The organism is Geodermatophilus aquaeductus, from assembly GCF_900182545.1.
Lineage (GTDB): Bacteria > Actinomycetota > Actinomycetes > Mycobacteriales > Geodermatophilaceae > Geodermatophilus > Geodermatophilus aquaeductus.
Genome location: NZ_FXTJ01000006.1, coordinates 153,672 through 178,742 on the forward strand (window position 1 = coordinate 153,672; position 25,071 = coordinate 178,742).

Sequence of the window (25,071 nt, forward strand, 5' to 3'; positions counted from 1 at the left end):
ATGTCGTCGTCGGCGTCTTCCCCGCCGCCGCGGCTGATCAGTGACGAGTTGTGGGCGCTGGTCGAGCCGCTGATCCCACCGCGCAAGCCGGCCGTGCACGGCCGTACCGGCCGGCCCCGGGTCTCCGACCGCGACGTGTTCGAGGGCATCGCCTTCGTGCTGTCCACCGGCATCGGCTGGGCCAAGCTGCCGGCCGAGCTCGGCTACGGCTCGGGCTGGACCTGCTGGCGGCGCCTGCACGAATGGGCCGAGGCCGGCGTGTTCGACCGGCTGCACGTCGCCGTGCTCAACCGGCTCGGCGAGCGCGGCGAGCTGGACTGGTCGCGGGCGTCTTTGGACTCGGTCAGCGTCCGGGCGAAAAGGGGGGTGAGCTGACCGGCCCCAACCCCACCGAACGGGCCAAACGCGGCACCAAGTACCACCTGCTCGTCGACGCCGCCGGGCTGCCGCTCAACGTCGCCGTCTCCGGCGCCAACCGCAACGACAGCATGCTGGTCGAACCGATCCTGGACTCGATGCCGGCGATCAGGCGCGGCGGACGCGGGCACCCCCTACGCCGGCTGATCAAGCTGCACGCCGACAAGGGCTACGACATCCCTCGCGTTCGCCGCTATCTCCGCCGCCGCGGCATCACCGCCCGGATCGCCCGCATCGGCCGCGACTCCAGCACCCGGCTCGGCCGTCACCGCTGGGTCGTCGAACGCACCCTCGGCTGGCTGCTGTCCTACAAACGCCTGGCCCTGCGCTACGACCGCACCGCCGCGACCATCACCGCGCTGGCCCGCCTGGCCGTCACCCTCATCTGCGCTCGACGCCTACCGACGAACTAATGCAACGTCTTCTTAGGCCATCGACATGTCGGATCCCAAGGAGATCAGAGCCTCCGCTCCCGCGAGCGAACTGATTCGCGATGCCAGGACGACCTCGTAACCTGTCAGCATCTCCAGTGGCCTACCTGCGCCAGGAAGTCCCCGGGTCACCGCCGAGATCGCTCAGCAGACCATCGAGCACTTCCTCAGCGATCGGGGACTCCAACCCGGCCGTCTTCCACAATCGCTCAAGTTCTCGACGCAATTGGGGGCGAGACTCGCTGGAGATGGAGTAGAGCAGGTCGTAGTGCGGACTCGGTGCATATATGCGGAGGTCGTACGGCGCAAAGCCATCATCGACCTGCGCCCCAATCTCAATGTTGCCACTGGGAAGATCAACTTCATACGACTACTCGCGCACTCCACGAGGTCGCCACTTGAGCGCACCCCCGAGCGTTGCATCGAGCACGCGCTCAAGGATTTGATGACGAAGCCGTGATCGCCGAGGCCGCCCGCGTCGTCGCCGCGGAGCTGGACTGACAGGGTTCCGTCACATGGGTCGGTGAGGCCTGTCCGTCGGCGAGGCGACGTGACCACCTCAGTGCGCACGCGCCTCAGGACGAGACGCTATCGCGCGCACCGCTATCGCGTCGCACGCTGCAATTCCTTCGGCATCGGCTTGGAGTGGAGGACGACGAGCTCCCGGTTGGCTCGGGTGAGACTCGTGTACAGCAGTCCGTGCCTACCGAGGTTCATGGGGAAGTCCGCCGGCTCGACGACGATGACGGCGTCGAACTCGAGGCCACGAGCGTCCGTCGCCGACAGCACGCGGACGCTCCTGCCGTTTCGCTCGTAGGTGTCACCACCGGCCACCCTCGCCCGCCAGCCTCGCCTGGCCAGGGCACGGCGGAGCTCCAGAACGTCCATACCGATAGCGGCTAGGGTGCCGCCGGTGTGCCGTCCGACGAGGTCGGACACGCACGCGACGAGCTCGTCACCGATCGCATCTGCTTTCGTGCGGACCACCTTCGGTCGCCCCCCGCCGCCCTGGACGGCCAGACCTGTCCGTTCACGCGACGGCAGCAGCCGACCGGCGAACTGGTGTATGGCCGAGGTCGACCGGTAGACGCTCCGGTAGTCCTCGACATGTACCTGGTCACGGATACCGAGGGCTGCAGCGATCAGCTCCCAGGAGCCGTAACAGCAATCGGACCGGCGTTGGTTCATGTCGCCGACGAGTGTCCAGCCCCGCCCCTCGTTGAGTGAACGCAGGATGCGCCACTCCATCGGCCGGACGTCCTGCGCCTCGTCGACGACGACATGTCTGTAGGTGACCAGGATCGTGGTGCTCGCGCGGACAGCGCAGTACGCCAGGAGAGGCGCAAACCGCTCGAGCCGCAGCGCAGAGGCCCAGGTGGGCAGTGCCCGGAGATAGCCACGCCACTCGGGAGGTGCGGTGGAGACGTTGGAGCGCATCGTCTCGTAGATCGTCCTGGCTCCAGCAGCTGGCACGACGTGCGGCAGGAGCGTCCCCTGGGCACGCAGCTTGGCCGCGATCCGGTCGACGAAGCCGGCGAGTTCGTCGTCGTCGTCGCGGTAGTCCTCGCTACCGGGGACCGGGACCTCACTGAGGTCGGGCAGCAGCCGCCGCAGGAGGTCGTGGGTGCTCGCGAGCGTCACGTCCCCCGGCTCGGTGAGGCTCCCGAGAGCCCGTGTCGTGTGGGCGACGTAGTTCCCAGTGGGACCCAGCAGCAGGACGCGGCCGCCCAGGGCCTGCTCAGGCCCCTCCTCGTGCGTCAGGTAGGCGGCGCGGTGCACCGCGACGATTGTCTTGCCGGCACCCGGGTGACCCTGGACGACGAGAGGGTGGTGCGGTGCCCATTTGACCAGCGACAGTTGCCGAGGCTGCAAGGTGGACAACACCTGGCGCAGGCCCACCGTGCGCGGAGCCCGGAGGGTCCTGCGTAGCAGCGCAGCGTGCCGGAGGGCATCCACGTCCTGAGCTACTCGCTGGGGCGGCCGGACCGTCCGAACGGAAGTCCTCGTCTGCGGCGTCGCCGCAGAGCTGTCATCCGGAGCCGATGTGCGAGCCGGTGCACTGGACTTGCGACCGGGCGGCCGGCTGATCCGAAGCGGGACCTTGCGGTCGAAGACGGTGGCGCCGTCACGGCCGTCATGACGTTCGTCGTCGTAGTCGACGATGTCATCGACTCGGTGTTGGAAGGCTCGGGTCACCTGGACCTGCCCGGCGATATCGGCGTGCTCCCCGTGCCCGTAGTAGGCGTCGGCGATCGGAGCCGCCCAGCTGACCACCTGGATGTCGCCGTCGCTGCACCGCCACGGACCGATGTAGAAGGAGTCGCTCCCAAGTCCGTCGTAGGGCTGAGCAAGCCCCACCCTGCCGATGATCGGTTGCACGGTCGGACGGGTCAGTTGCGGGCGGACGGTGTGCGTCCACCGGCTGCTGCGCGGCACCGCGATGGGAACCGTGACCCGCGTCTTGGTCGCTAGCCATCTCAGGTAGCGCTGGTTGCGGGATTGCTCGTCAGCGATGACGTTCGCGCGGTCCTGACTCATCCCCCCACCTCGACGAGGCAGAGGGCCAGTGGCGTCGTGGAGAGGTTCGGCGCGCCCTCGCCGTCCAGCGCGTCGAGTAGCTGACGGTGATTCTCCTCGGCTCTCTGCAGCTGGCGGTCGAAGAGGGCGACACCGCGGTCCCGCCCGCGCTCAGCGGCGGTCCTCCGGCGACGGGCGATCACCTCCCGCCGTCGCTTGTGCTGCTCGTCGAGCACCGCGCGCCGCGACTGCAGGAGCGCCTCCGCTTCGTGTGCACGCCGGTCGTTCTCGCTCAGATAGCGGTCGTCCATCAGTTCTTGGAGCCGGTCGACCACGGCCGCCAGGTCGCGTGGACCATCGGGCGAACCCTCGGCCAGTTCCCCGGTCGCGAGCCGAGCGAGCAGCAGATCCACGTAGTCCTGGGCAACCGGGCGCCCGTCCCAGGTGACCGCCGTACCCCAGAGTTCTTGACCGGGGCGGACAGAGCCCCAGCGCGCCACAGCGAGGAGGACGGCGATGCGGCCGGGAGCAACCGCTCCGCGAGAGTCGACCGATACGGAGGCAAATCGAGCCTTCCGGTGCTCGGATACCTGGGTGGCGGCGAGGACGAGGGGGTGGCGGGCGGACAGCAGGTCGGCGGAGCGCGATGTGCGCGCCGCCTCGTGGTCGAGGGTCAGGTGCCACTCGGCCTCGTTGCGCAGCGAGTTCTGGTAGGCCTGCACCTCGTGCTTGCCGAGGCGTCCTGAGGACACGAGGCGGTTCAACCGGTCGGACATCTCGGAGTTGCCCCGGAGTCGGAGGACTCGACCGTCCGCGGAGACCACCGGCGCCGGGGCATCGCAGGTGTGAGCCCAGTCAGCGAGTACATGGAGCAACTCCGCGCTGCCGACGTAGCGTCCGGTGCTGACGATGTCCTGCTCGAGGTCGGCGACGTCAGTGGTGGTCGCGGCGAGCAGGAAGGGCGAGGCTGTCGCCAGGTCTTCCAGGCTGGTGCGCTGCGCTTCAATCGCGGCGAGGGTGGCGTCGGCCTTCTGCCGTCGCTCGGACGGGCTCAGCCGGAAGTCGAAGACAGCATCGCGCAACTCGGACAGGTGCTCGGTGACGATCGGCTCGAGGGCGCCGATGCTGCCCTGGAAGACACCAATTCGTGTCAGCAGACGCTCCTTGATCTGTTCGTCGAGGGCAGCAGGACACCAGACGTTGAAGACGTTGATCTTCTCCTCCTGCTGCCCGATGCGGTCGATGCGACCGATGCGCTGCTCGACCTCCATCGGGTTCCACGGCAGGTCGTAGTTGACGACGACCGAGCAGAACTCGAAGTCGAGGCCCTCGCTCGCAACCCGGTTGGCCAGCACGACGTCGTAGGCGCCGGCGCGGAAGTCGGCGATGATCTCGTTGCGCCGGTCCCGGGGGACCCCGCCGTGGAGGACGGCGACGCGGTACCTGTCCGCCAGCCTGCGGGCGAGGTAGGCCAGCGTCGGCCGGGAGAACGTGAAGACCAGCGCCTGCCGGGTCCCCGCGAGGGCCTTCTGCAGCAGGGACTCGAACTGCGTGAACTTGCTGTCGACGTCTTCGAGGGCTCGTGCCGCGGCCAGGAGCTCGACATGCGGCCGGATGCGGGGCACGGTCGGCGGGGCGCCGAGCGCTCCGTCGCCGTCTCCATCGGCGAGTGAGAGCCCGCCGTCCGCGTCCCACGCGAGGACCTGTTCGCGAGCGGCGGGCAAGCATGCGCTGGCCAGGCGGAGCGGCATCTGCATCGCGAAGCCGACCGGGACACCCGCCGCATCGGCGCGCGCCCGGCACCAGTCGACGTAGGCGGCGTAGAAGCGCTCCTCGCGCTCGGTCCACTGGACGCGGACGTCGTGCGAGTTGCGCACCGCCTTCTTCTCGTCGACCTCGACGCGTCGAGTGCGAGTGAGGACCGACGACAGCATGTTGAGATCACCGATGTAGCGACGGGCGTCCACAACCTGGCGTGGACTCAGGCGGTCGTGGGCGACGAGCTCCCGGAGGAACGACAGCTCGGGCCGCCGGAGCAGCGGCTTCCCGAAAGTCAGACGTCCGAGCTCGCCGAGCACGGCCGTGCGGGCTGCACCGTCGACGTCGGGACGCGTGAGGAGACCGGCCAGGCGGTTAAGCACTGCGTTCGGTTCGAGCTGAGCCTCGAGCGCGACATCGTCCCGGAAGTCCTCGGGCGCCAAGAGCTCGAGCAGCGTGAAGAGGTCCTGGTTGCTGAGGTTGATGGGTGTCGCGGTCAACAGGACCAGCGCCTTCGCCCACTCGCTCAACAGACTGCCTGCGGCGTACGAGCGGGTCCCGCTGTTCCGCATGATGTGCGCTTCGTCGACGATCGCAAGGTCGAGTGGTTCTGCGAACTCCGCGAGCTCGGTCAGCGCCTCCCACGTGCGCAGCCGTTCGATGCTGATGACGTGGGCGAAGCGCGCGGGCAGCCGGTTCTCCTGCAGGCGCTGCTCGAACTCCGCCAGCGCCGGGCCGGCGAGCTCCGTCAACTGGAACCCAAAGTGCACCTCCATCTCGCTGCGCCACTTGGCGACTAGGGAGGCCGGGCACACAACCAAGACGCGATCGGCATCGCTACGTGCTTCGAGCTCGGTCCACACGAGCCCGGCCTCGATCGTCTTCCCGAGACCGACCTCGTCCGCGATGAGGATCCGCGACTTCCCCGACTCCAGCATGCGGATGACCGGGCGGAACTGATAGCCGCGGAAGAGGGTCCTGGTGGCGCGGAACGAGAAGATCGTGTCCGAGAACGAACCAGCGAGTTTAGCCCGGGTGAGTGTGGCGCTGAGCCGACGCGCCGAGTCCCGGGGCCCATGCGCCCAGGTGTGGACGTCGTCGGAGGCCTCCAGCGGGGCAACCATGTCCTCGCCGTAGGTCGAAGTCTGCCCGTCGGCCCGCAGCATGTAGACCCATCGGCCGCTGCTGTACCGCCGGCTCCGGACGGGGTGGTCGCGGCCGGTGGCCCTAACGATGACGTCCTCCCCGACGCCGAAGCGGGGCACCGGCACCACGGTCGCGTCGGGCCACAGCGCATCCATCCATTCCTCGGCCACGGTGAGCGGGTGGTCCTCGGTCAGGTGTTCGCGCGCGACGGTGTCGCTGCTGGCCGGAGCGGATCCTTCGGAGACCGCAAGCACTCGCACGCCACCAGCGGACGAAAACCAGTACAGGCCCTCCGGCAGGTCGACCCCGTCGGCGGACGCGTGCCGCATCGCATCCACCCGATCGCGCAGGTCCACACCGGTTCGCCCGACGAGGAGCATCTGGGCAATGGCGGTGGTCTCCAGGAACGCCCCGAGCACAGCCACGTCCGGGCGGTATCCGTACGTGCCCGCCACCTGGTCGGCCGAATGGGCGATCATCACCTCTCCTCACGACACCGGCACATGTCACCGGAGCTGCAACAGTCTTCGGCAGGGCTGCGGTCGCCTCTATCCCCCCAGCGGGGGTGTTCCGCTCAGCCAACGCACCGCGCCGGGGCCTTCATCGGCTTACGACCTCACCGCTAGCGACTGTGGGAGGTACTCGAGCGGAATCTGTTCGCGCCGTTTCATTAGTTCGGCATCCACGACGATGTCGCCCTGCACCAGTGGAGGTGGGAGCGCGGTCGCGGCTACGACGCCGCGGGGCTGAACAACGTCTACATCGGCAATGACACCACCGTGTCCGGCTCGTCCTGCAGGTGGTCAAGGACAAGGTCGAGGACTCGGCCGGATACGGGCACTCGGCTCCTCCGTGAGCGTCCAGCACGCGCAGTACATGGCCCACCGGTTCACGAGGGCCGGCATCCCGAGCCGTGCTGTGACGTCGACGTCGAGCGAGGAGGAGCGGACTGCCGCGCTGGTCGCACTGCGCGACCGGACGGTCGAGGTCCTCGTCACCGTCGACCTGTTCAAGGAGGGCCTCGACATCCCGCCCGTCGACACGATGCTGTTCCTCCGCCCCACCGAGAGCGCGACGGTGTTCCTCCAGCAATTGGGCCGGGGACTTCGCCTGGCCGAGGACAAGGCCTGCCTGACCGGCCTCGACCTCAGCGGCGCCCAGCACAAGAGTTCCGCTTCGATCTGCACTTCCGCCGTGATCGACAGCTCACGACGAGGGCTACAGCACGACGGCGAGCAAGGATTCCCGCCCCTGCCGGCTGCGGACCCAGGCCCAGGCCGACGCCGCGCCGACCGGGTTCCTCGGGCCGCTCTGGGGCGAGTTTGGGCTGGTGAATGATGACCGCCGCCCGTCGGGGGCCGAGGCGGAGCCGGACCGGTGGATCGTGTGGATCGTGTGGATCGTGTGGATCGACGATCTCGCCGAGCAGGCGGACGACACCGGCGACTGGCTGGCCGTGAACGCGCACGTGCTGGCGGTCGCGCCGGACCTGGCCGGGGGCTCACCCACGCTCAGTTCGACGCGGTGGAGGCGTGATTCTGAGATCCTGCTCCGACTCGATGCCGTCAGCCCACGCGAAGGACGTGACTCCCTCCGGGACGATAGACATCGCGCCCGGCAGTTGAAGCTGCGAACGGGCAGAGCCGACGAGGTCTTACGGCACCGACGCTTGGGATGAAGCGTTGCCTGCTCGATCGATTCAAGATCCTGACGATGAGCCTCGTCGATCTTGCGAGCGACCTCCTCTTCAAAAAGCGGTGCGACATTGATGATATCGATCTCATCGAACTCCAAAAACTTTGCGCCGTTGACTTCAATCGGATCATCGGGGTCGAAGTGGTCGCCCATCACATCCATGTCGACCCGCTCGACCGTCCTGCCCCTGCCAGGAGGATAAGCGCTGACGACTTCCAATAGAACAGCACCAGCGAGTTGCACAATCGCAACACTCACGATGCCGTACTTGATCCAATAACGGTATCGGATGTGCAGTTGTGAGAGGATCTCTGCGCGCTCCCCTTCGTCGGGAGCGACAGGGAAGTCGCGGGCCCCATACTGCAGCGCCACAACAGCGGCCTTCACAGGGATCCTGAAGAAACCCCGGCGATCCTCGACGCGATACGCCTTGAATCGCTCATGGATCCGCCGCTCCACCTCCCGAGGATCGGACACAAGTTCGTCGTATACGACAACACAACTACTTGGTATTCCCGAGGGCATGGACAGCCCTGCGGCTCCACGCCTGGAGGCGTTCTCGGTCATTCCGAACTGCACCAGGTTCGGCGCCGACGGATCCATGAGGACGTAGACCGACCCCTCTGCCACTACCACTACCTAGCGTACTCAATATGTACTGCTAAGCCCGACCTTGGTGCCCGAGGCCCAGAGAGCCCAAAATTGCCGTACGCCGCCAAATCCAACAAGGCGACCCAGCGCCTGCTGCTGCCACGTCATAGACTCAGCGTTCCTGAGCACCGGAACTCGAAGTCGTCTCGGCGGAAGCCGTGACGTAGCACTCATAGCAACGCCGGCACAGCATAGTCCAGGCAGGCTCCTCAAAATTGCCCATGCGTGACCAACTGTGCGCCTGCTCGAGGTCGAACGGAACCACCAGGTCGTAACCGGAATTCAGGCGCCGGTTACACAAGGTCACCATAGGCAGTCGCTTCTGCGGACGGATTCCTCCCGGGCCCATGGAGCGCAAGTGGTACCAGTCGTCCCTGTCTCCCTTGTTCGGATCAGCAACGTAGGCGACCGGTACCTGCTGAGCACCCGCCGAGGACTCCTCGACGACCGGTGCAGGCACATGTCGCCAACCGACCAACCACCTGTGCCTCCTGCGCCACATGTGGACAGCCACGGTCCCTGCGAAGGCATAGAAGGTGACCACTGTCGTGCCGCCAGGAAGCCCTCCCTCGAGCAATGAACTCAGGATTCTCGCAGCGACGTACAACCCGAGAAACGTGAACAAAACCTTGACGTAGTTCATGGAGCCCCTCTCTCAGGGACACGGACTCGCCCGGGCCGCGACAGGTCTCGCACTGGCTCCTGAGGGCGACGTGTCAAAGCCGGGCGAGACTAGGCCACCGTTCGGCCGGTGCCGGATCATCAGTGGCCGTGTCGCCCTCGTGCGGGTCAGATGCTGGAACGTCGGGTCTCACGCCTCGACAGGTGAGGACAACTGAGTCGCTCGGGCGAACTCCCCTGTTCGGTGCGCCTCATTGGTCCCCTGAGTCCCACGCGACAAGACGACCACACCCAACCCCGTTGTGTGACGACAGTTGCACGCTCCGCACCTATCGTTCCGGACCGTGTCCGTTGCAGAACAGGATCATGTCGGAAGCGATCAACTCTCGACAGGAGTCCTTCCGGACACGCGATCCGTGCCCGAACAGGGTCAGATCGCCGTGGTCCGCGGCTCGACCTGGGCGGTCACGGACGTCCGAGCTCAGTCACTGCCGCGCAGCGGAGCGGACGACGCCGTCACCGGTCTCCAGCACGCCGTGACCCTGCAGTCGCTCGAGGAGGACCGCCTCGGCGAGGAGCTCCAGGTCGTCTGGGAGCTGGAGCTCGGGCGCTCGCTCCGCCCGGCGACCGGCCTGCCGAACAGCATCGACCCGCAGCGGTTCGACGAGCCGAGCCGGCTCGCCGCCTTCATCGACGCCCTCCGCTGGGGCGCCATCACCTCGGCCGACTCCCAGGTCGTCCAGGCGCCGTTCCGCAGCGGGGCGAACGTCGAGGCCTACCAGCTCGAGCCGCTGCGCCGCGCACTCCGCGAGTCACGCGCCAACCTGCTCCTGGCCGATGACGTGGGCCTCGGCAAGACGATCGAGGCCGGCCTGGTCGCTCAGGAGCTCTTCCTCCGCCACCGCGCCCGCACCGCGATCATCGTCTGCCCGGCTGGTCTCGCCCTGAAGTGGCAGGACGAGATGCTCGAGAAGTTCGGCCTCGACTTCACGATCATCAACTCCGAGACGATGCGCGAGGTCCGGCGCACCCACGGCCTGCACGCGAACCCGTTCACCCTCTTCCCGCGGACCATCGTCTCGATGTCGTGGCTGCCCGGGCAGCGGGCACAGCGGTTGCTTCGAGACGTCTACGCCCAGACGGCAAAACAGAACGGCGCTCGCCGCTTCGCCTTCGACATCCTCGTCGTCGACGAGGCACACCACGTCGCGCCGTCGAGCCCGCAGCGTGTCGACAAGCTCAACATCACCCGGCGCGGCTACGCCGTCGACTCCGACCGCACGCGGGCCGTCCGCGAGCTCGCCGAGAAGTGCGAGCACCGCCTCTTCCTCAGCGCCACTCCCCACAACGGCTACGTCGAATCGTTCACCGCACTGCTGGAGATGGTCGACCCGCAGCGCTTCGTCCGCGGCACGCACATCGACCGGTCAGCACTCCGTGAGGTCGCCGTCCGCCGGCTCAAGCGGGACCTCAAGGAGGCGAAGGGCTTCCAGGAGCGCCAGGTCACCGCCCTGCCCTTTGAGCCCACCGCCTCCGAGGAGGAGGCCTACGAGCGCCTCCTCGCCTTCACGAACCGCCGCGACAAGGCAGTGGCCAAGGACGACGGTGCCGCCAAGCAGGCCCGCGACATGGCGACTCTCCTGCTAAAAAAGCGCTTCTTCTCCTCCCCCGTCGCGTTCGCCAGGACCGTCGACGTCTACCTGGAGACCCGACGCCGCGGCGTCGACGCAGACCTCACCATCGACTACGACGACGTCCTCGGGATCGACGCCGACGACCTGGAGGAGGGCAAGGCCGACCAGACGGAGCTCCTCACCCTCGCCGGCACCCGACGGAAGCTGCCGCCCCTGTCGGACCAAGACGTCCAGGACCTGCAGTGGCTCAGCCGCTGGGGGCACGGATTCGACGGCACCGTCGACTCCCGACTCGCCGCACTCATCCATCACCTCGACGGCGTCCTGCGCGCGGACGGCCACTGGCTGAACGAGCGGATCGTCGTCTTCACCGAATACGTCGACACTCTGTACTGGATCCGGGACAACCTGCTCCAGCACGGCTACGACGCCGACCGGATCGCCGTCATCGACGGCAGCACGGACGCCGTGACGCGGGAGCTCACTCGCGCGGAGTTCAACGAGCCGCCGGACAGGACCGATGTCCGCATCCTGCTCGCCACCGACGCCGCCGGGGAGGGCATCGACCTGCAGGCGCACTGCCACCGCCTATTCAACTACGACATCCCGTTCAACCCCAACCGGCTGGAGCAGCGCATCGGCCGGGTCGACCGCTACGGCCAGGCCCACCAGCCGGACATCCGGCACTTCACGCCGGTGGCAGGACGCTCCGGTCTGGCGTCGGACGTCGACTTCCTCGCCCGCGTCGCGACGAAGATCGCCCGGGTCGAACTCGACCTGGGCTCCGCCAACGAGATCATCGCGCCGGACATCCAGCGTCAGTTGGCCGGTCGGCGGCTCGAGGCGGATCTGAGCGGGAAGGCCCGCAAGGCCGACCAGGCGGTCAACGAGATGCTGCTCGGCGAGCGCCAGGTGAACGCCGAGCTGACGGCTCTGGAGACGCAGCTGGAGGCGGACCGCGAGAGCCTGCACCTCCGGCCGGCGAACCTCCGGCGGGTCGTGGAGACGGCGCTCGACCTCGACATGCAGCCCTCGCTCATCGACGTCGGAGGTCCCGAGAACGAGTCCCTCGTCTTCGAGCTGCCCGACCTCGCCCGCTCCTGGGAGCCGGTCACCCGGGGACTGGCCAGCCGGTTGGAGCCGGACCGCCTGCGGCCGATCACCTTCGACCAGCAGTTCGCGCGCGGCAGCACGGACGTCGTCCACGCGCATCTCGGCCACCCGCTGCTGCAGCGCTCCACGCGGCTGCTCCGTTCCGCGCTGTGGGGCGGGGAGTCCGACCTCAACCGGGTCAGCGCCGTCGTCGTCCCGGGACTCGACGAGTCCTTCGCCGCGGCCGTCGTCCGACTGGTCCTCGTCGGTCGGGGCGGCATCCGGCTGCACGAGGAGGTCTTCCTCGCCGGCACCCGGCTGACCCGCCGCCAGCAGGTGGGGGTCGAACGAGCCGAGGAGCTGCTGGCGCGGGCCCTAGACGGCGACGAGCTGACCGGCGCGCCCGAGGCGCTGCTGCACCATCTCGCCGCGGCGTGGGACGACGCCGCAACGGGACTGCGGTCCCGCGTCGAGGAGGCCATCCGGACCCGGGTGGAGAAGCGCACCAGGGAGATCGAGGCCCGGCTGGCGAACCGGCGCGACGAGGACCTCGCACGGGTGGACGCCATCTTCGCGCGCTTCGCCAGCACGCTGCGCGAGTCGATCGCCGAGGCCGAGAGGCTGCGACAGGAGTCGGAGGGGATGTTGTTCGACGTCGTCGAGCAGCGCCAGTCGGAACGGGACCTGCGCCAGATGCGCGCCCGGCTCGAGGAACTCGACGAGGAGCGCCGTCGCGAACGGCGCGCGGTCGAGACCCGCTACGAGGACGTGAGGCCCTGGCCGTTCCCCGCCGCCGTCCTGTTCGCCATCAGCCCTACCGACGCCGAGCGAGGAGTGACGATCCGATGAGGCGACGTCCGCCGAGCGTGTCCCGACTGCACCAGGACTGGCTCGCCCAGGTCGAGACCGACGGCCCTTTCCTGTCCCTGCCCGTCCTGAAGGACATCTGGCCCAACGGGATGGACCCGCTCAGCGACGCCGACGAGCGGCTCGTCGCGTTCAAGGAGAGCCACGCCCTCTGGGAGCAGGCGTTCGACCGGTCCCGGGACGGGTCGGGCCAGGACTACGCCGACGTGGCGCGGACCTGGGTCGACGTGGTGCTCGACGACCTGGCCGAGTGGCAGGGGCATCGGGTCAGCGCGGAGGAGCTGCCCGAGGACCTGCTGGTCCGCTCCCCCGGCGAGACCATCACGGTGCGCCCGGACGGCGCCCTGCGCGGACGCGACGGTAAGCTCGCCTGCCTTCTCCGCATCGTTCCGCCGATCGAGAGCCTGCGGACGGTGGGCGCGGATGGTTGGTCCGCGAGCGAGATCGACCGCATGGCCGCACTTCTGCGCAAGGCCGACGTCGCGGTCGGGATCGTCACCGACGGGCGCTGGTGGGCGCTGGTGTGGGCCGGGGAGGGCACCACCACCGGTTCCGGCGTGGTCGACGCCCTGACCTGGCGTGAGGAACCTCAGCTGCGGGACGCGTTCCTCACGCTCGCCCACGCCGGCACGCTGCGGCACAAGAACGCCGAGCGACGGCTCCCTCGCCTCTTCGAGCGCAGCGTGCTCGAGGCCGAGGAGATCACCGAGGCGCTCGGCGTCCAGGTCCGCAAGTCGGTCGAGCTGCTGGTGCAGGCGTTCTCCGAAGCCCGGTTGACCGCGCGGGCCAAGGGGTTGGACGACCCGCTGTGCGAGAACCCGGACGAGATCTACCAGGCTGCGGTCACCGTCATGATGCGGGTTGTCTTCCTCCTCTTCGCCGAGGAGCGGGACATGCTGCCCAAGCCTGAGCTGTACCGAGCCGCCTACGGGGTCAGCACGCTGCTGGACCATCTCCAGGAGCGGGCGCAACAGGAGGGCGAGGAGAACCTCGAGCACTCCTCCGACGTCTGGCACCGCCTGCTCGCCGTCAGCACCGCGCTCTATGGCGGGGCGAACTTCGACGAGGTCCGCATGCCGGCCTACGGCGGCTCGCTTTTCGAGCCGAAGCGCTTCCCGTGGCTGGCCGCCGAGCGCCCCGACGGCGGGCTCCAGCTGCGCGTCTCGGACCGGGTCATGCTGCACGTGCTCGAGTCGGTGCAGGTCGCCAAGGTCAGCGGGCAGGCACGGCGCATCTCCTTCCGGGACGTCGACGTCGAGCAGATCGGCTACATCTACGAGGGCCTGCTCGGCTACACCTGCCGCGAGGTCGAGGTCGAGGTCCTCCTCGGCCTGGTCGGCACCGACGGGCAGGAGCCGGAGATCGACCTCGACACGCTCGACGAGATCTACAACGGATCCATGGGCACCAAGGACTTCGCCGCACGGCTGACTGCCTGGGTCAAGGAGAACCAGTCCGCGGCCAAGCTTGTCTCGGCCGCGAAGCTGGTCAAGCTGTACGACGAGAAGGTCGACGAGGCGGAGATAAACCGCCTCCTCAGGCCCGTCGCCGGCGATGACCCCGATCTGCTGAGCGCGCTGATCTCGTGGTCGCCGTTCATCCGTCGCGACCTGCGCAACCTGCCCTACGTCGTCCCGCGTGGCGGTCTCGTCGTCGCAGAGACCCCATCACGGAAAAACGCCGGCGCCCACTACACGCCGCGGGCGCTGGCAGAGGAGGTCGTCCTCCACGCCCTCCAGCCGCTGGTCTACGAACCCGGGCCCCTGCAAACCAACGACGAGGATGCTTGGCGGTTAAAGTCCAGCTCCGCAATCCTCGACCTCAAGGTCGCCGACATCGCCGCCGGCTCCGGCGCCTTCCTCGTGGCCGCCGCGCGCTACCTCGCCGACCGACTCGTCGAGGCCTGGACGGCGGAAGGCATCGTCGACGGCGACCGCGTCGACGCCGGTCTCCGTACTCGGGCGATCCGCGAGGTCATCGCGCACTGCCTCTACGGCGCTGACATCAACGGCATGGCCGTCGAGATGTGCAAGCTCTCACTCTGGCTGGTCTCCCTCGACCCCAATAAGCCCTTTTCCTTCGTCGACGACAAGATCTTCCAGGGAAACGCACTTCTTGGGCTCACCACACTGGATCAGCTCCGCTACCTGCACATCGCCCCAAAACTCGGGAAGGTCAGGCAGCTCAACGCCTACGTAGACGTAGACGCGACGGTCGCTGAGGCCACTCGCATCCGTCATCAGTTGGCTTCTCCGGTTGACGAGGCGGATCCACAGCGATCCGGCAACGGCAAGCGTCGCCTCATCGAGCAGTCCGGACGGGTCACGGAGAAGCTCCGACTGACCGCCGACGGGATTATCGCTACCGCCCTACGCCTCGGCGGCAAGCCCGGAGCGGCCCTTGACGACGCTCTCGCTGCACTCGAAGGCGCACTCATCGCCGCCTTCCCCGCTGACGGCAGTGCCGGCGATATGTCAGTCCTGAACCGAATCATTGCTCGGGGTCTCACTCCCACCGTCGCGACCGACTACGAACGCTGGCAGCCCCTTCACTGGGTCATCGAAGCCCCCGATGTCTTCGTCGAACACGGTGGTTTCGACGCGATCATTGGCAACCCCCCCTTCCTCGGTGACAAAAGCCTCAAGGGCGCCCTCGGCGACGAGTTTCGCGAGTATCTCGCGAGGGAAGTCGCGAATAATGCACGGGGTCGCTCCGACCTCGTGGCCTACTTCTTCCTGAGGGCCCACGAACTACTGCGAGGATCAGGATCCCTCGGACTTATTGCTACGAACAGCGTGGCCCAGGGTGACACGCGAGTCGTGGGCCTCCTTCAGATGGACAAGAATGGGTTCACGATCACGCGCGCCATTCGAAGCAACCCTTGGCCCACTGCGAACGCAAACCTTGAGTATGCGGCAGTGTGGGGCACCAACGCCGAAGTTCCGTCCGATATTCATCGCTGGGCGGACGGGGTTTGCTCATCGATGATTTCGACGACCCTAGAGCCAATGACCGATTCGCTTGCCGAAGCAACGCGGCTGGACGAGAATGCCAATTTATCCTTCTTGGGTTCGTACATACTCGGGATGGGCTTCATTCTAACGGATCGGGAAGCCGAACAGCTCATAGCAGCCGACCCGCGCAATGCCGAGGTGATCTTCCCATACCTGAACGGCGCAGATTTCAACTCCCGCCCCGATCAATCTCCCAGTCGGCACGCCATAAACTTCTTCGACTGGGAGGAGAGTCAGGCCCGCACCTACAGCGCGCCATTCGAGCGCGTAGAACGACTCGTGCGCCCCGAGCGCGCGGGACTCAATCGGAAGTCTGCTCGTGAGCGCTGGTGGCGCTATAACGAGACTCGCCCTGGACTCTACCGGGCGCTCAACGGGCTAGATCGAGCCATCGCCATCACCTCGGTGAGCAAGACGCTGATGCCTGCATTCGTGCCTACCAACATCGTCCTCGACCAGATGCTGGTGATCTTTCCGTTTGACGACCCTGCCACGTTGGCAGTCCTCTCCTCGAGCCCCCACCGACTGTGGGCCCTTCGCTACGGGACTACCATGCGCACTGATGCCAGATATTCCGCGCGGTCGTGCTTCGACCCCTTCCCTCGAGCGACCAACACCGAGCGGCTTGGACAGGCAGGAGCACAACTAGACGAAGACCGCCGCGAAATTATGATGAGGCGGCAACTTGGACTTACCGCTCTCTACAATCTAGTCAACGATTCAGCCTGTCAGGCTGACAGGGACATCCTGCACCTGCGGCAGCTTCATGTAGAGATCGACGAAGCCACAATGGCTTCCTACGGATGGTCAGACGTGCCACTAGCCCACGGGTTTCACGTATACAAGGGTGTCACCCGGTTTATGGTCAACGCTGAAGCGCGTACAGAGATATTGGATCGACTGCTACGAGAGAATCACAGGCGGGCAGCCAACGAAGGGCCGTCTGCGCCCGGACGGTTGGAACTTGTCTGATGTCAGACGGCCAAACGATGGTAGTTCGTGCAGAGCTTATCGATATCCTTCAACAGGAGCTCCTCGGCCCGAGAGGCGAACTTGACGAGGAGATCCCTGCGAGTCCCCGGGCGATGTTTGCAGTGGGTGGTCTGGCTCCAGTCACCATTGACCCCAACCTCGCGCGACTCCAGACCGACCCGGAGGAGGTAGAGAGCCAGGGAGTTGAGGGAGAACCGTTACAGGCCCTCAGCGATTTCGACCCGGAGCGCGACGGTCAGCCGGGCGTTCCTGTCCCCTCCGACGAAGAGGTGTCCACGGCCGAGTCCGATGATGAAGAGGACACCGGCCCGAAGGGCGCGCTGACCCATCCCTCATCCATGGGCCTGCGGTTTCAGGTGCCCGCCGGGGTCGGCACGCTTCTCGTGACAGCGAAGTGGGGCCGCTACGAGAGCTTTCAGCGCCTGAACGAGGAAACCGGGAAGAATCGGACCTGCTTCCGGCGGACGCCCTACGAGATCTCCAAGCCGCTCGACCTTGCGGGGACCACAGCGCGCCGCAGCGAGGTTATCGAGCTCGGCCAGGACGTCAGCCTGCGGGTTGAGGTCTTCCCGCTAGGTGACCGCCTGATCGTCGAGCTGGCACTGAGCAACGACCGTGTCACCGGTGTCGAGGCTCCACCCGGCGACTGGCTCTTCCAGACGGAGCTGAGCGTGGAATCTGTAAACGGGTCGGCGTGCTTCCTGCCAAGCCGCGACGTCTACGAGCCGCAGTACTTGGAGAAGGACGAGGAGCGCCGACGCCTCGATCTCCAGTACAAGCACAAGCTCGAGTTCGCGGTCGGCCGGACCTGTTCGGTCGACTGGGACGAGGTCCCGGGCACTCGCCGCGCGGGGAAGGTCCTGACCACCTGGCTTCCGACGGCGGATGTCCCGCAGACCGTCGCCGGCGCTGCTGGCGACACCGTCACGTCGATGCGTGTCCTCGCCGACATCCAGGCGGATGAGGTACGTGGGGCGCTGGAGCCGATGGTCGCGGGCTACAGCCAGTGGCTGGCCGAGCAGGAAACGGCGGCCGCTGAGCTCCCCGATCACCTGCGGAAGACCGCCAACAGGGCCATCGGCGACGCCAAGGTTGCGGCCACGCGCCTCGAGGCCGGCCTGCAGCTGCTGGCCAGCGATGCGAACACCCTCCGAGCGTTCCGATTCATGAACCGGGCGATGCGAGACCAGCGCATCCGCTCACAGGTCGCCGCCAAGCGTGCTGCCAAAGCCGGCGTGACCCTGGAGCAAGCGTTGGCCGAGGTCGAGGCGGACGGGGACAGGGCTGCCTCCTGGCGGCCGTTTCAGCTCGCCTTCATCCTCATGCAGCTACCGGCGCTGGTGGATCCCGCCGACCCGTACCGGAGCAGCGACGACTCCCGTGTCGAGCTCCTGTTCTTCCCCACCGGTGGTGGGAAGACCGAGGCCTACCTGGGGCTGGCGGCCTTCACGTTCGCCATCCGACGTCTCCAGCGAACGGTCAGCGGGGACGACGGCGAGCTCGACGGCGGTGACGGTGTTGCCGTCCTGATGCGCTACACGCTCCGCCTGCTCACCTCGCAGCAGTTCCAGCGCGCGGCGGCCCTGGTCTGCGCGGCGGAGCTCATCCGCCAGGAGGACGAGGCGACCTGGGGCACCGAGCCCTTCCGCATCGGACTCTGGGTCGGCAGCAGCGTCAGCCCGAAGCGCTTCACCGAGGCCCAGAGCCAGGTCCAGCTGGCCAAGTCCGAGGACGGCCGGGCCCACGGACTCACGGTGCTGCAAATCAAGCGCTGCCCGTGGTGCGGGACGCCGATCGACCCCAAGCGCGACGTCGATGCCGTGGCCACGACCCAGCGCATCCACGTCTACTGCGGTGACCGCGACGAGGAATGCCCCTTCTCCGAACGTGGTCCGCAGGACGAGGGGTTGCCCATCCTCACGGTCGACGAGGAGATCTACCGGCATCCGCCGACGTTCCTCCTCGCCACCGTCGACAAGTTCGCCCGGCTCGCCCGCGAGGGCGAAGCAGCGAGCCTCTTCGGCTACGTCAGCGAGTCCTGCCCGCGTCACGGCTACCGCCACCCCGACGCACGTGGCGACTTCTGCAAGGGGCAGAAACACAACGCGGTCACCAAGGGCGGCGTCACGTACCAGGCCGTCGATGTCCGGCCGGTCCCGCGCCTACGGCCTCCGGACCTGATCATCCAGGACGAGCTCCACCTGATCACCGGCGCACTGGGCACGGCGGTCGGCGTCTTCGAGAACGCCGTCGACGTACTGTGCTCCTGGTCGCGCGACGACCAGCTGGTCCGGCCGCTCATCGTGGCGTCCACGGCGACGGTCCGAAAGGCGGAGGAGCAGGTCCGGAACCTTTACGGGCGAGGCGTCGACGTCTTTCCCCCGCAGGTCCTCGACGTCCGTCAGACGTACTTCTCGAGGGAGCTGGAGGTCACGCCCGACCAGCCCGGGCGGAAGTACATCGGCGTCTGCGCGCACGGTATTCGGCTGACGCTCGCCGAGATCCGGATCGCCGAGGTCCTCCTGCTCGCCGGGCAGAAGCTCCTCGACGAGCACGGCAAGGCGGCCGACCCGTACATGACGTCGGTCGCCTACTTCAGCGCGACCCGCGAGCTGGCCGGCATGCGGCGTTACCTCGACGATGACGTCACCACCCGTGTGTCCGGGAAGACCGAGCCCTTCCCGCGCCGGACGACGGACTTCGCACGCCTCGCGATCGGTGAGCTCACCTCCCGCATCTCGTCGTCGGAGATCGGGGCCACGCTCGACAAGCTCGCCCTGGAGTTCGACCCGGACCGGTGGAGCACGAAGGGCAAAAGGGCGTTCAGCGAGGCCCTGCAAAAGTCGAACGGGAAGCTGGGAGGCAACTACGACCGGCCGTACGACTTCGTCCTGGCCACGTCGATGCTCCAGGTGGGCGTCGACGTCCCACGCCTCGGCCTGATGCTCGTCGTGGGCCAGCCGAAGAACACCGCGGAGTACATCCAGGCGTCCTCCCGAGTGGGACGGGACGCGGCCCGGCCCGGCCTCGTGGTGTCGCTGGCCAACTGGGCGAGGCCGCGGGACATGGCTCACTTCGAGCAATTCCGCCACTATCACGAGACATTCTACGCCCAGGTCGAGGCGCTCAGCGTGACGCCGTTCTCGGAGGCCGCGCTCGAACGAGGGCTCATGGGCGTCCTCGTGAGCGCTGCGCGGGTGATGGACGTCGGTCGGGCGAACTCGCTCTCCCCCGAGCTCGGTGCGGGCCGGGTCATCAGCGGGTCGCCCCGTCTGGACCAGATCATCGAGCGACTGACCGAGCGCGCGTCCCGCGCGTACCTCGAGCCGGACTTCGACGAGCGGGTCAGGGCCAAGCTTCTCCAGCGCAAGGACCGCTGGCTCGGTCGCGCTCTCGAGGAGGGCGGCGGACTCGTCTACGAGCGGTCACCGGACAAGAACCAGATCACGCGACCGCTGCTGATCAGTCCCGAGGTCCGAACCACCACTCCGGAGCAGAAGGTCTTCGTCGTCGCCAACTCGATGCGCGAGGTGCAGCCGGAAATCAACCTGCTGGTCAGCCCCAGTCCCAGCTACCTGGCGGCCAAGGAGCCCGTCGACGCTCCCGGCTGGGACTTCTCACCCCCTGCTGAGGAGGACGCATGACGGCCGTGTCGGACGACGCGACCGACGTCACCGAGGTTGGCCTCGACGCCACCGAGTCGGCGATCGCGACTGTCGAGCCGAGCCTCGACCCTCTCGCCGACGTCGAGACGAACAAGCCCAAGAACCGGGCGAAGGTCGGCGCCATCCGACCGTCGGCTCTGCTCTACACGCAGGGCATCGGCTCGACGGTCGACCTACCACACCTGTCGGTCATGCCGCACGGTCTCGACGACTGGGAGCGCATCTACCGGCGCCGACCCACTCCGCCGGAGACGATCGTCGAGCCTCGTCTGCTCCAGGTCGTCCAGGCGCACCTGGGCAGGAACGTGGAGGAGCTCCGCAAGCCGCCGTGGGCGTCCGCGGAGATCGGACAGAAGGACTCCGCCACGGACCTGGGCATCCCGGGACGGATCTTTCCGCAGTGGCTCCGCTGCACCGGCTGCGGCCTGCTCGGCCAGGTCTCGGACGGCGTGAGCTTCGAGTATCGCAACACGAATCCGTTCCGGCCCGATAAGGCGGAGTTCGTGCACGTCAAGTGCACCGGATGGTCGGAGGACGGCGCGAAGAAGCGTCCGCCGAAGGACCGGACGGCGGTGCCGGCCCGCTACCTCATCGCCTGCCGGAAGGGGCACCTCGACGAGTTCCCCTACGTGGCATGGGTCCACCGGGGCGAGAAGTGCACGGTGCCCAGGCCGCGCCTGCGCATGCGGGAGTGGAAGAGCAACATCGGTCCGGACGTCCAGATCATCTGCCAGGTGTGCAAGAAGCAGCGCGGCATGCTCGAGGCGACGGCGCGCGGCGCGGACACGAAGCTCCCGCGCTGCCGGGGACGGCACGCGCACCTGGATGCCTTCTTCCCGTGCAAGGAGCAGGGCCGGCTGATGCTCCTGGGCGCCGCCAACCAGTGGTTCTCGAACACCGTGAGCGCCCTTGCACTGCCGCGTGAGGACCAGGCGTCGGCATCTGAGCTTGCTGCAGCCATCAAGGGCCTGCCCAAGAAGGTGCTGGAGGCCATCCACGGGCCGGAAGGCATGGACTCCCTGAAGCTTCTGGCAGGCGTCAACGGGATCCCCGGCCTGGACGACGTGGACAACGCTGTCCTCTGGGAGGCCTTCCAGATCGCGATCGGTCACCCGACCAGCACGGACGACGGCGAGCAGGTCGTGGCGCGGCGGGACCCGCGGACCCTGCTGGCACCGGAGTGGAACGTCCTCAGCGACCGGTCGAAGTTCACCAAGTACAGCGGCTCCGTCGACTTTAGGGCGGAGTCGCGCAAGGTGGCCGATGAACTCGACCCGCTCGTGACAGGTGTCGTTGCTGTCGAACGGCTGAAGAAGGTCAACGCCTTCATCGGTTTCACGCGCATCGATGCCTTCGACCGCATCGACGACGCCTCCGACCGGGTCGCGCCCCTCACCCGCAACGGGTCCCCGACATGGGTTCCCGCCACGGAGGACCGCGGCGAGGGGGTCTTCATCCAGTTCGACGAGCAGCGGGTGGCGAAGTGGGAGGCCGTCGTCCTGCAACTGGAGGTCTGGCGGCGCTACCGGGAGGCCCACCGGCTCAACTTCCTGCGTCGAACCAGCCGTACGGCCGCGGACATCGATCCGCACGAGCGCTTCCCGTCTCCGCGCTACTGGGCCATCCACACGCTCTCGCACCTGCTGATCCGCGAGATGGCGATGTCAAGTGGCTACGGCTCGGCCAGCCTCACCGAACGCATCTTTGCGTGGCCCGCAGGTGACGACGTCCAGCCGGCGGCAGGGCTGCTGATCAGCACGACATCCTCCGACAGCGAGGGGACGCTCGGCGGTCTGGTGGAGCTCGCCAAGCCCGGCAAGCTGCGGGACGTCATCGTGCATGCGCTGGAACGCGGTAGGCGCTGTTCGTCCGACCCCATCTGTTCGCACCGGGCGCCGCAGGACAAGGAGGACTTCCTCCATGGGGCCGCCTGCCACTTTTGCCTCTTCGTGAGCGAGACCAGCTGCGAGCGGACCAACCGCTTTCTGGACCGACGGATGGTCATGGAGCTCCTGGTTGATGAGAGCGTCCGGACGCCCGGCCTCTTCCACGGTCTCCTGCCAGAAGGCAGCTGGTGAGCGCTGCTGCCGAGCTGGGTGGATTTGTCACCAAGGAGGAGGCCAAACGGCTGAAGGCTGGCTTGGTGCTCGGCCACGGGCTGCTGCACCAGGCCATTGCCGGCATCCACCCGTCCCGTCGCGAACAGGTCGAACGAATCCTGGACGCCGTCCTGGCGGAACTGGACGGAAACGTCGGTGCGCTGTCAGCCGTCCTGGAGGCGATCAGCGGAGTCCCGCAGGCCGCGCGACCGCAACTGGTCTGGACCTCACCGAGCCTGCCGAAGTCCGAGGGCCACACGACCCTGGCCGTGTCGCAGCTGATCAACGAGGCACAGACGTACGTCTACGCCGCTACCTACTCCGCCACGATGGACTCGTCCTACGTGACGGCGCTCCGGGAGGCGCTCCGCCGGGGCGTCAAGGTGACATTGATCCTGGACCGGGCGAAGCAGGAGCAGAGGGCGGCTCTGCTCGCCGGGATGCTCGCCGGCGCTCGCATCTGGACGCTGCGCAAACCCGAGGGGGGTGGGTACGCCGTCCAGCACGCCAAGATCGTCATGATCGACAGCCTCGCCGCTCTGGTGACCAGCGCGAACTTCTCGACAGCGGCGGCGGAGACCAACCTCGAGTGCGGGGTGCTCCTCCGCGATGCGTCGGTGGCGTCGGCCATCAAGTCGCACCTGGACCTGCTCCGCGAAAGCGAGTTCTTGGTCGACTACTCGCCCTGAGGCCTGGTGCTGCTGGCGCGAGGCGTACGAGGCCGGTGGCAGGCTGTTGTCGTGGAGCGCGCAGCACCCCGCGATCCGGGTCCCCACCCCGGGGCCTCCTCCCCGGAGATCGCCCGACGCATGAGCGTCCTGCGGAGGCGCGACAACGGCCCCGAGATGGCCGTCCGCCGGCTGCTCCACGGGGCGGGACTCCGTTACCGAGTCTCCTGGCCGGTCCCCGGTCAGCGCCGACGCACCATCGACATCGCCTTCACCAGGGCGCACTTGGCGGTCTACATCGACGGGTGCTTCTGGCACGGCTGCCCGGTCCATGCCACCTCGCCCAAGGCGAACAGCAAGTGGTGGGCTGACAAGATCGCCGCCAACCGTGCCCGGGACGCAGACGTGACGACTCAGCTCCAGGGCCTCGGCTGGACCGTCATGCGCTTCTGGGAACACGAGAAGCCGGACGAGGTAGCGGCCCGGATCCTCGGTCACCTACGAGAGGGTGAGCCCCCAGCCTGATCAGGCGTCATGATCTGGTGAGGCTCACGTGTTCGTCGAGGGCAGCCATGAACGCCGGCTCGTACTTGAGCGAGCTGCGTCGCAGCCGGTCCCTGAAGCCCCTCGTCGCCCGATGCGACAAGGCCTCGCTCCCGTGCTGTTCAAGCACGTTAACCAGGTGGACGTAACTCGTGGTGGGGGACCTGGGCCACTCCGAGACAGCGACGTCCCAGGACTTGCCGTCCACATGACATGCCGCTTGCGGCCACACGGTCCCGGTCAGGCGAGGAGCCTTCGCATATCCGTCAGCGGGGAAGTCGTCGCCGGTCAGAAGTCCCTCGCCGATCCACTTCGCGACAGGGACGCTGACGGCGTTACCGACGAGCTTCCAGCGGTCGCGCGTCGGCGCCTTCGCGGTCCAGCCGGCCGGGAAGCCCTGCAGGACCTCAGCTGCCTCGATCGACGGTCGGACGATCCGTCGTCCCGGTTCGTCGTCCACCACCCAGATGGCAGGCGGGCTGGGGATGCTGACCGTCGTCGAACCCTTCAGCGTCGGCACCGCATCGCGCGCCCAGCCCACACCCCGGTTTCCCTCCGTCCAGTAGAAGCCGTAGGCGCTGTCGTGCGAGGCGCCCTCCGCCCCTCCGTCCGGTTCCTCGGACGGGTCGTCCTCGCGGAAGAGCACCGCGGCCGGGTCGTGTACCGCTGATGCGAGCAGATAGACGCGCTTGCGTCGCTGCGGCAAGCCGAAGGAGCGGGAATCGATGGTCCGGTAGGCCCAGTCGTACCCCACCGCTTCGAGAGCACGGGTGATCTCGCGGATGGCACTGCCCCGGCCGAGCCGGAGCATGTTCGGGACGTTCTCGACGAGGAGCCACTCGGGCCGCGAGGACTGCAGCAGCTCCAGGACGTGCCGGATGAGCCCGGAGGCACTCCCCTGCAACCCAGCAGTGCGTCCTGCCTGCGACAAGTCCGTGCAGGGGAAGCCGGCGGTGACGACGTCCGCATCACCGAGGTCCTCGAGCGCGAGGACGTCGTCGTGGAGCTCAGCCTGTGGGAACCACTCAACCAGGACGGATTGGGCGGAGGACCAGCACTCGTACAGCTGTGTCGGTCCGGTGAGGCCCGCCTGGTGCAGCCCGAGCTCCAGCCCTCCGATCCCTGCGAACAGACCCAGGACCGAGTGAGAGCGCACGTCCCGGAGCGTGCCAGACCGGTGAGACGTCGCTCGTGAGGTCAGGCTGCGCGTCAGCCGTGACCTGTGCGACGACACGAGCTGACCGACACGCAGGACTCGTT

Annotated in this window: 13 protein-coding genes and 1 pseudogene; 9 read left to right on the top strand and 5 right to left on the bottom strand. The window is 67.5% G+C overall.

Features of this window, described 5'->3' with window-relative positions:
* Window positions 1–830 (top strand): IS5 family transposase gene (locus FN207_RS16135; RefSeq protein WP_246066103.1). Its coding sequence is split into 2 segments (ribosomal slippage): window positions 1–357 and window positions 360–830, totalling 828 coding nucleotides; the frame shifts between segments, so codons are not numbered across the junction.
* A 621-nt stretch (window positions 831–1,451) separates the two neighbouring features.
* Here FN207_RS16135 and FN207_RS16140 read toward each other — a convergent pair.
* Together FN207_RS16140 and FN207_RS16145 are read right to left on the bottom strand one after the other, a co-directional pair.
* A complete protein-coding gene (locus FN207_RS16140; RefSeq protein WP_142459498.1) occupies window positions 1,452–3,386 on the bottom strand; it encodes an AAA family ATPase in 1,935 nt (644 codons plus the stop codon).
* Window positions 3,383–6,748, bottom strand: a complete 3,366-nt coding sequence (locus FN207_RS16145) for a DEAD/DEAH box helicase (protein WP_142459499.1) — start codon at window positions 6,746–6,748, stop codon at window positions 3,383–3,385. Before FN207_RS16145 ends, FN207_RS16140 begins: the two co-directional genes overlap by 4 nt.
* A 373-nt stretch (window positions 6,749–7,121) precedes the next feature.
* Here FN207_RS16145 and FN207_RS16150 point away from each other — a divergent pair, with 373 nt between their 5' ends.
* A complete protein-coding gene (locus FN207_RS16150; RefSeq protein WP_221888235.1) occupies window positions 7,122–7,607 on the top strand; it encodes a helicase-related protein in 486 nt (161 codons plus the stop codon).
* Window positions 7,608–7,943: 336 nt separating this feature from the next.
* Entirely contained in the window at window positions 7,944–8,186 is a 243-nt protein-coding gene (locus FN207_RS27015) for a hypothetical protein (RefSeq protein WP_246066104.1), read from the top strand.
* 165 nt (window positions 8,187–8,351) lie between these two features.
* Here the strand turns inward: FN207_RS27015 and FN207_RS27550 are convergent.
* Window positions 8,352–8,600, bottom strand: a pseudogene (locus FN207_RS27550) (GIY-YIG nuclease family protein); the annotation flags it as partial.
* A 127-nt stretch (window positions 8,601–8,727) separates the two neighbouring features.
* Window positions 8,728–9,258, bottom strand: coding sequence for a hypothetical protein (locus FN207_RS16160; protein ID WP_142459501.1), 531 nt, complete (start codon window positions 9,256–9,258; stop codon window positions 8,728–8,730).
* Between the two features lie 394 nt (window positions 9,259–9,652).
* Between FN207_RS16160 and drmD the strand changes: the two genes are divergently transcribed.
* The 6 genes from drmD to FN207_RS16190 all read left to right on the top strand — a co-directional run bounded on the left by drmD (window position 9,653) and on the right by FN207_RS16190 (window position 23,793).
* A complete protein-coding gene (gene drmD / locus FN207_RS16165; protein ID WP_221888236.1) occupies window positions 9,653–12,811 on the top strand; it encodes a DISARM system SNF2-like helicase DrmD in 3,159 nt (1,052 codons plus the stop codon).
* A gap of 17 nt (window positions 12,812–12,828) precedes the next feature.
* On the top strand, window positions 12,829–16,815 hold the full coding sequence (locus FN207_RS16170; RefSeq protein WP_221888237.1) for an Eco57I restriction-modification methylase domain-containing protein: 3,987 nt from the start codon (window positions 12,829–12,831) through the stop codon (window positions 16,813–16,815).
* Between the two features lie 17 nt (window positions 16,816–16,832).
* Complete coding sequence (gene drmA / locus FN207_RS16175) at window positions 16,833–20,480, top strand: DISARM system helicase DrmA (protein WP_246066120.1); 3,648 nt, start codon at window positions 16,833–16,835, stop codon at window positions 20,478–20,480.
* The gene (gene drmB / locus FN207_RS16180; protein ID WP_221888238.1) at window positions 20,477–22,579 is read left to right on the top strand and encodes a DUF1998 domain-containing protein; all 2,103 of its coding nucleotides are present in this window, start codon (window positions 20,477–20,479) and stop codon (window positions 22,577–22,579) included. Before drmA ends, drmB begins: the two co-directional genes overlap by 4 nt.
* The gene (gene drmC / locus FN207_RS16185) at window positions 22,576–23,289 is read left to right on the top strand and encodes a DISARM system phospholipase D-like protein DrmC (RefSeq protein ID WP_185938375.1); all 714 of its coding nucleotides are present in this window, start codon (window positions 22,576–22,578) and stop codon (window positions 23,287–23,289) included. The genes drmB and drmC overlap by 4 nt, the downstream gene beginning before the upstream one ends.
* Window positions 23,290–23,409: 120 nt before the next feature.
* A complete protein-coding gene (locus FN207_RS16190) occupies window positions 23,410–23,793 on the top strand; it encodes a very short patch repair endonuclease (RefSeq protein WP_142459506.1) in 384 nt (127 codons plus the stop codon).
* 7 nt (window positions 23,794–23,800) lie between these two features.
* Here the strand turns inward: FN207_RS16190 and FN207_RS16195 are convergent, their stop codons facing one another.
* On the bottom strand, window positions 23,801–24,967 hold the full coding sequence (locus tag FN207_RS16195) for a DNA cytosine methyltransferase (RefSeq protein ID WP_221888239.1): 1,167 nt from the start codon (window positions 24,965–24,967) through the stop codon (window positions 23,801–23,803).
* Window positions 24,968–25,071: the final 104 nt, after the last annotated feature.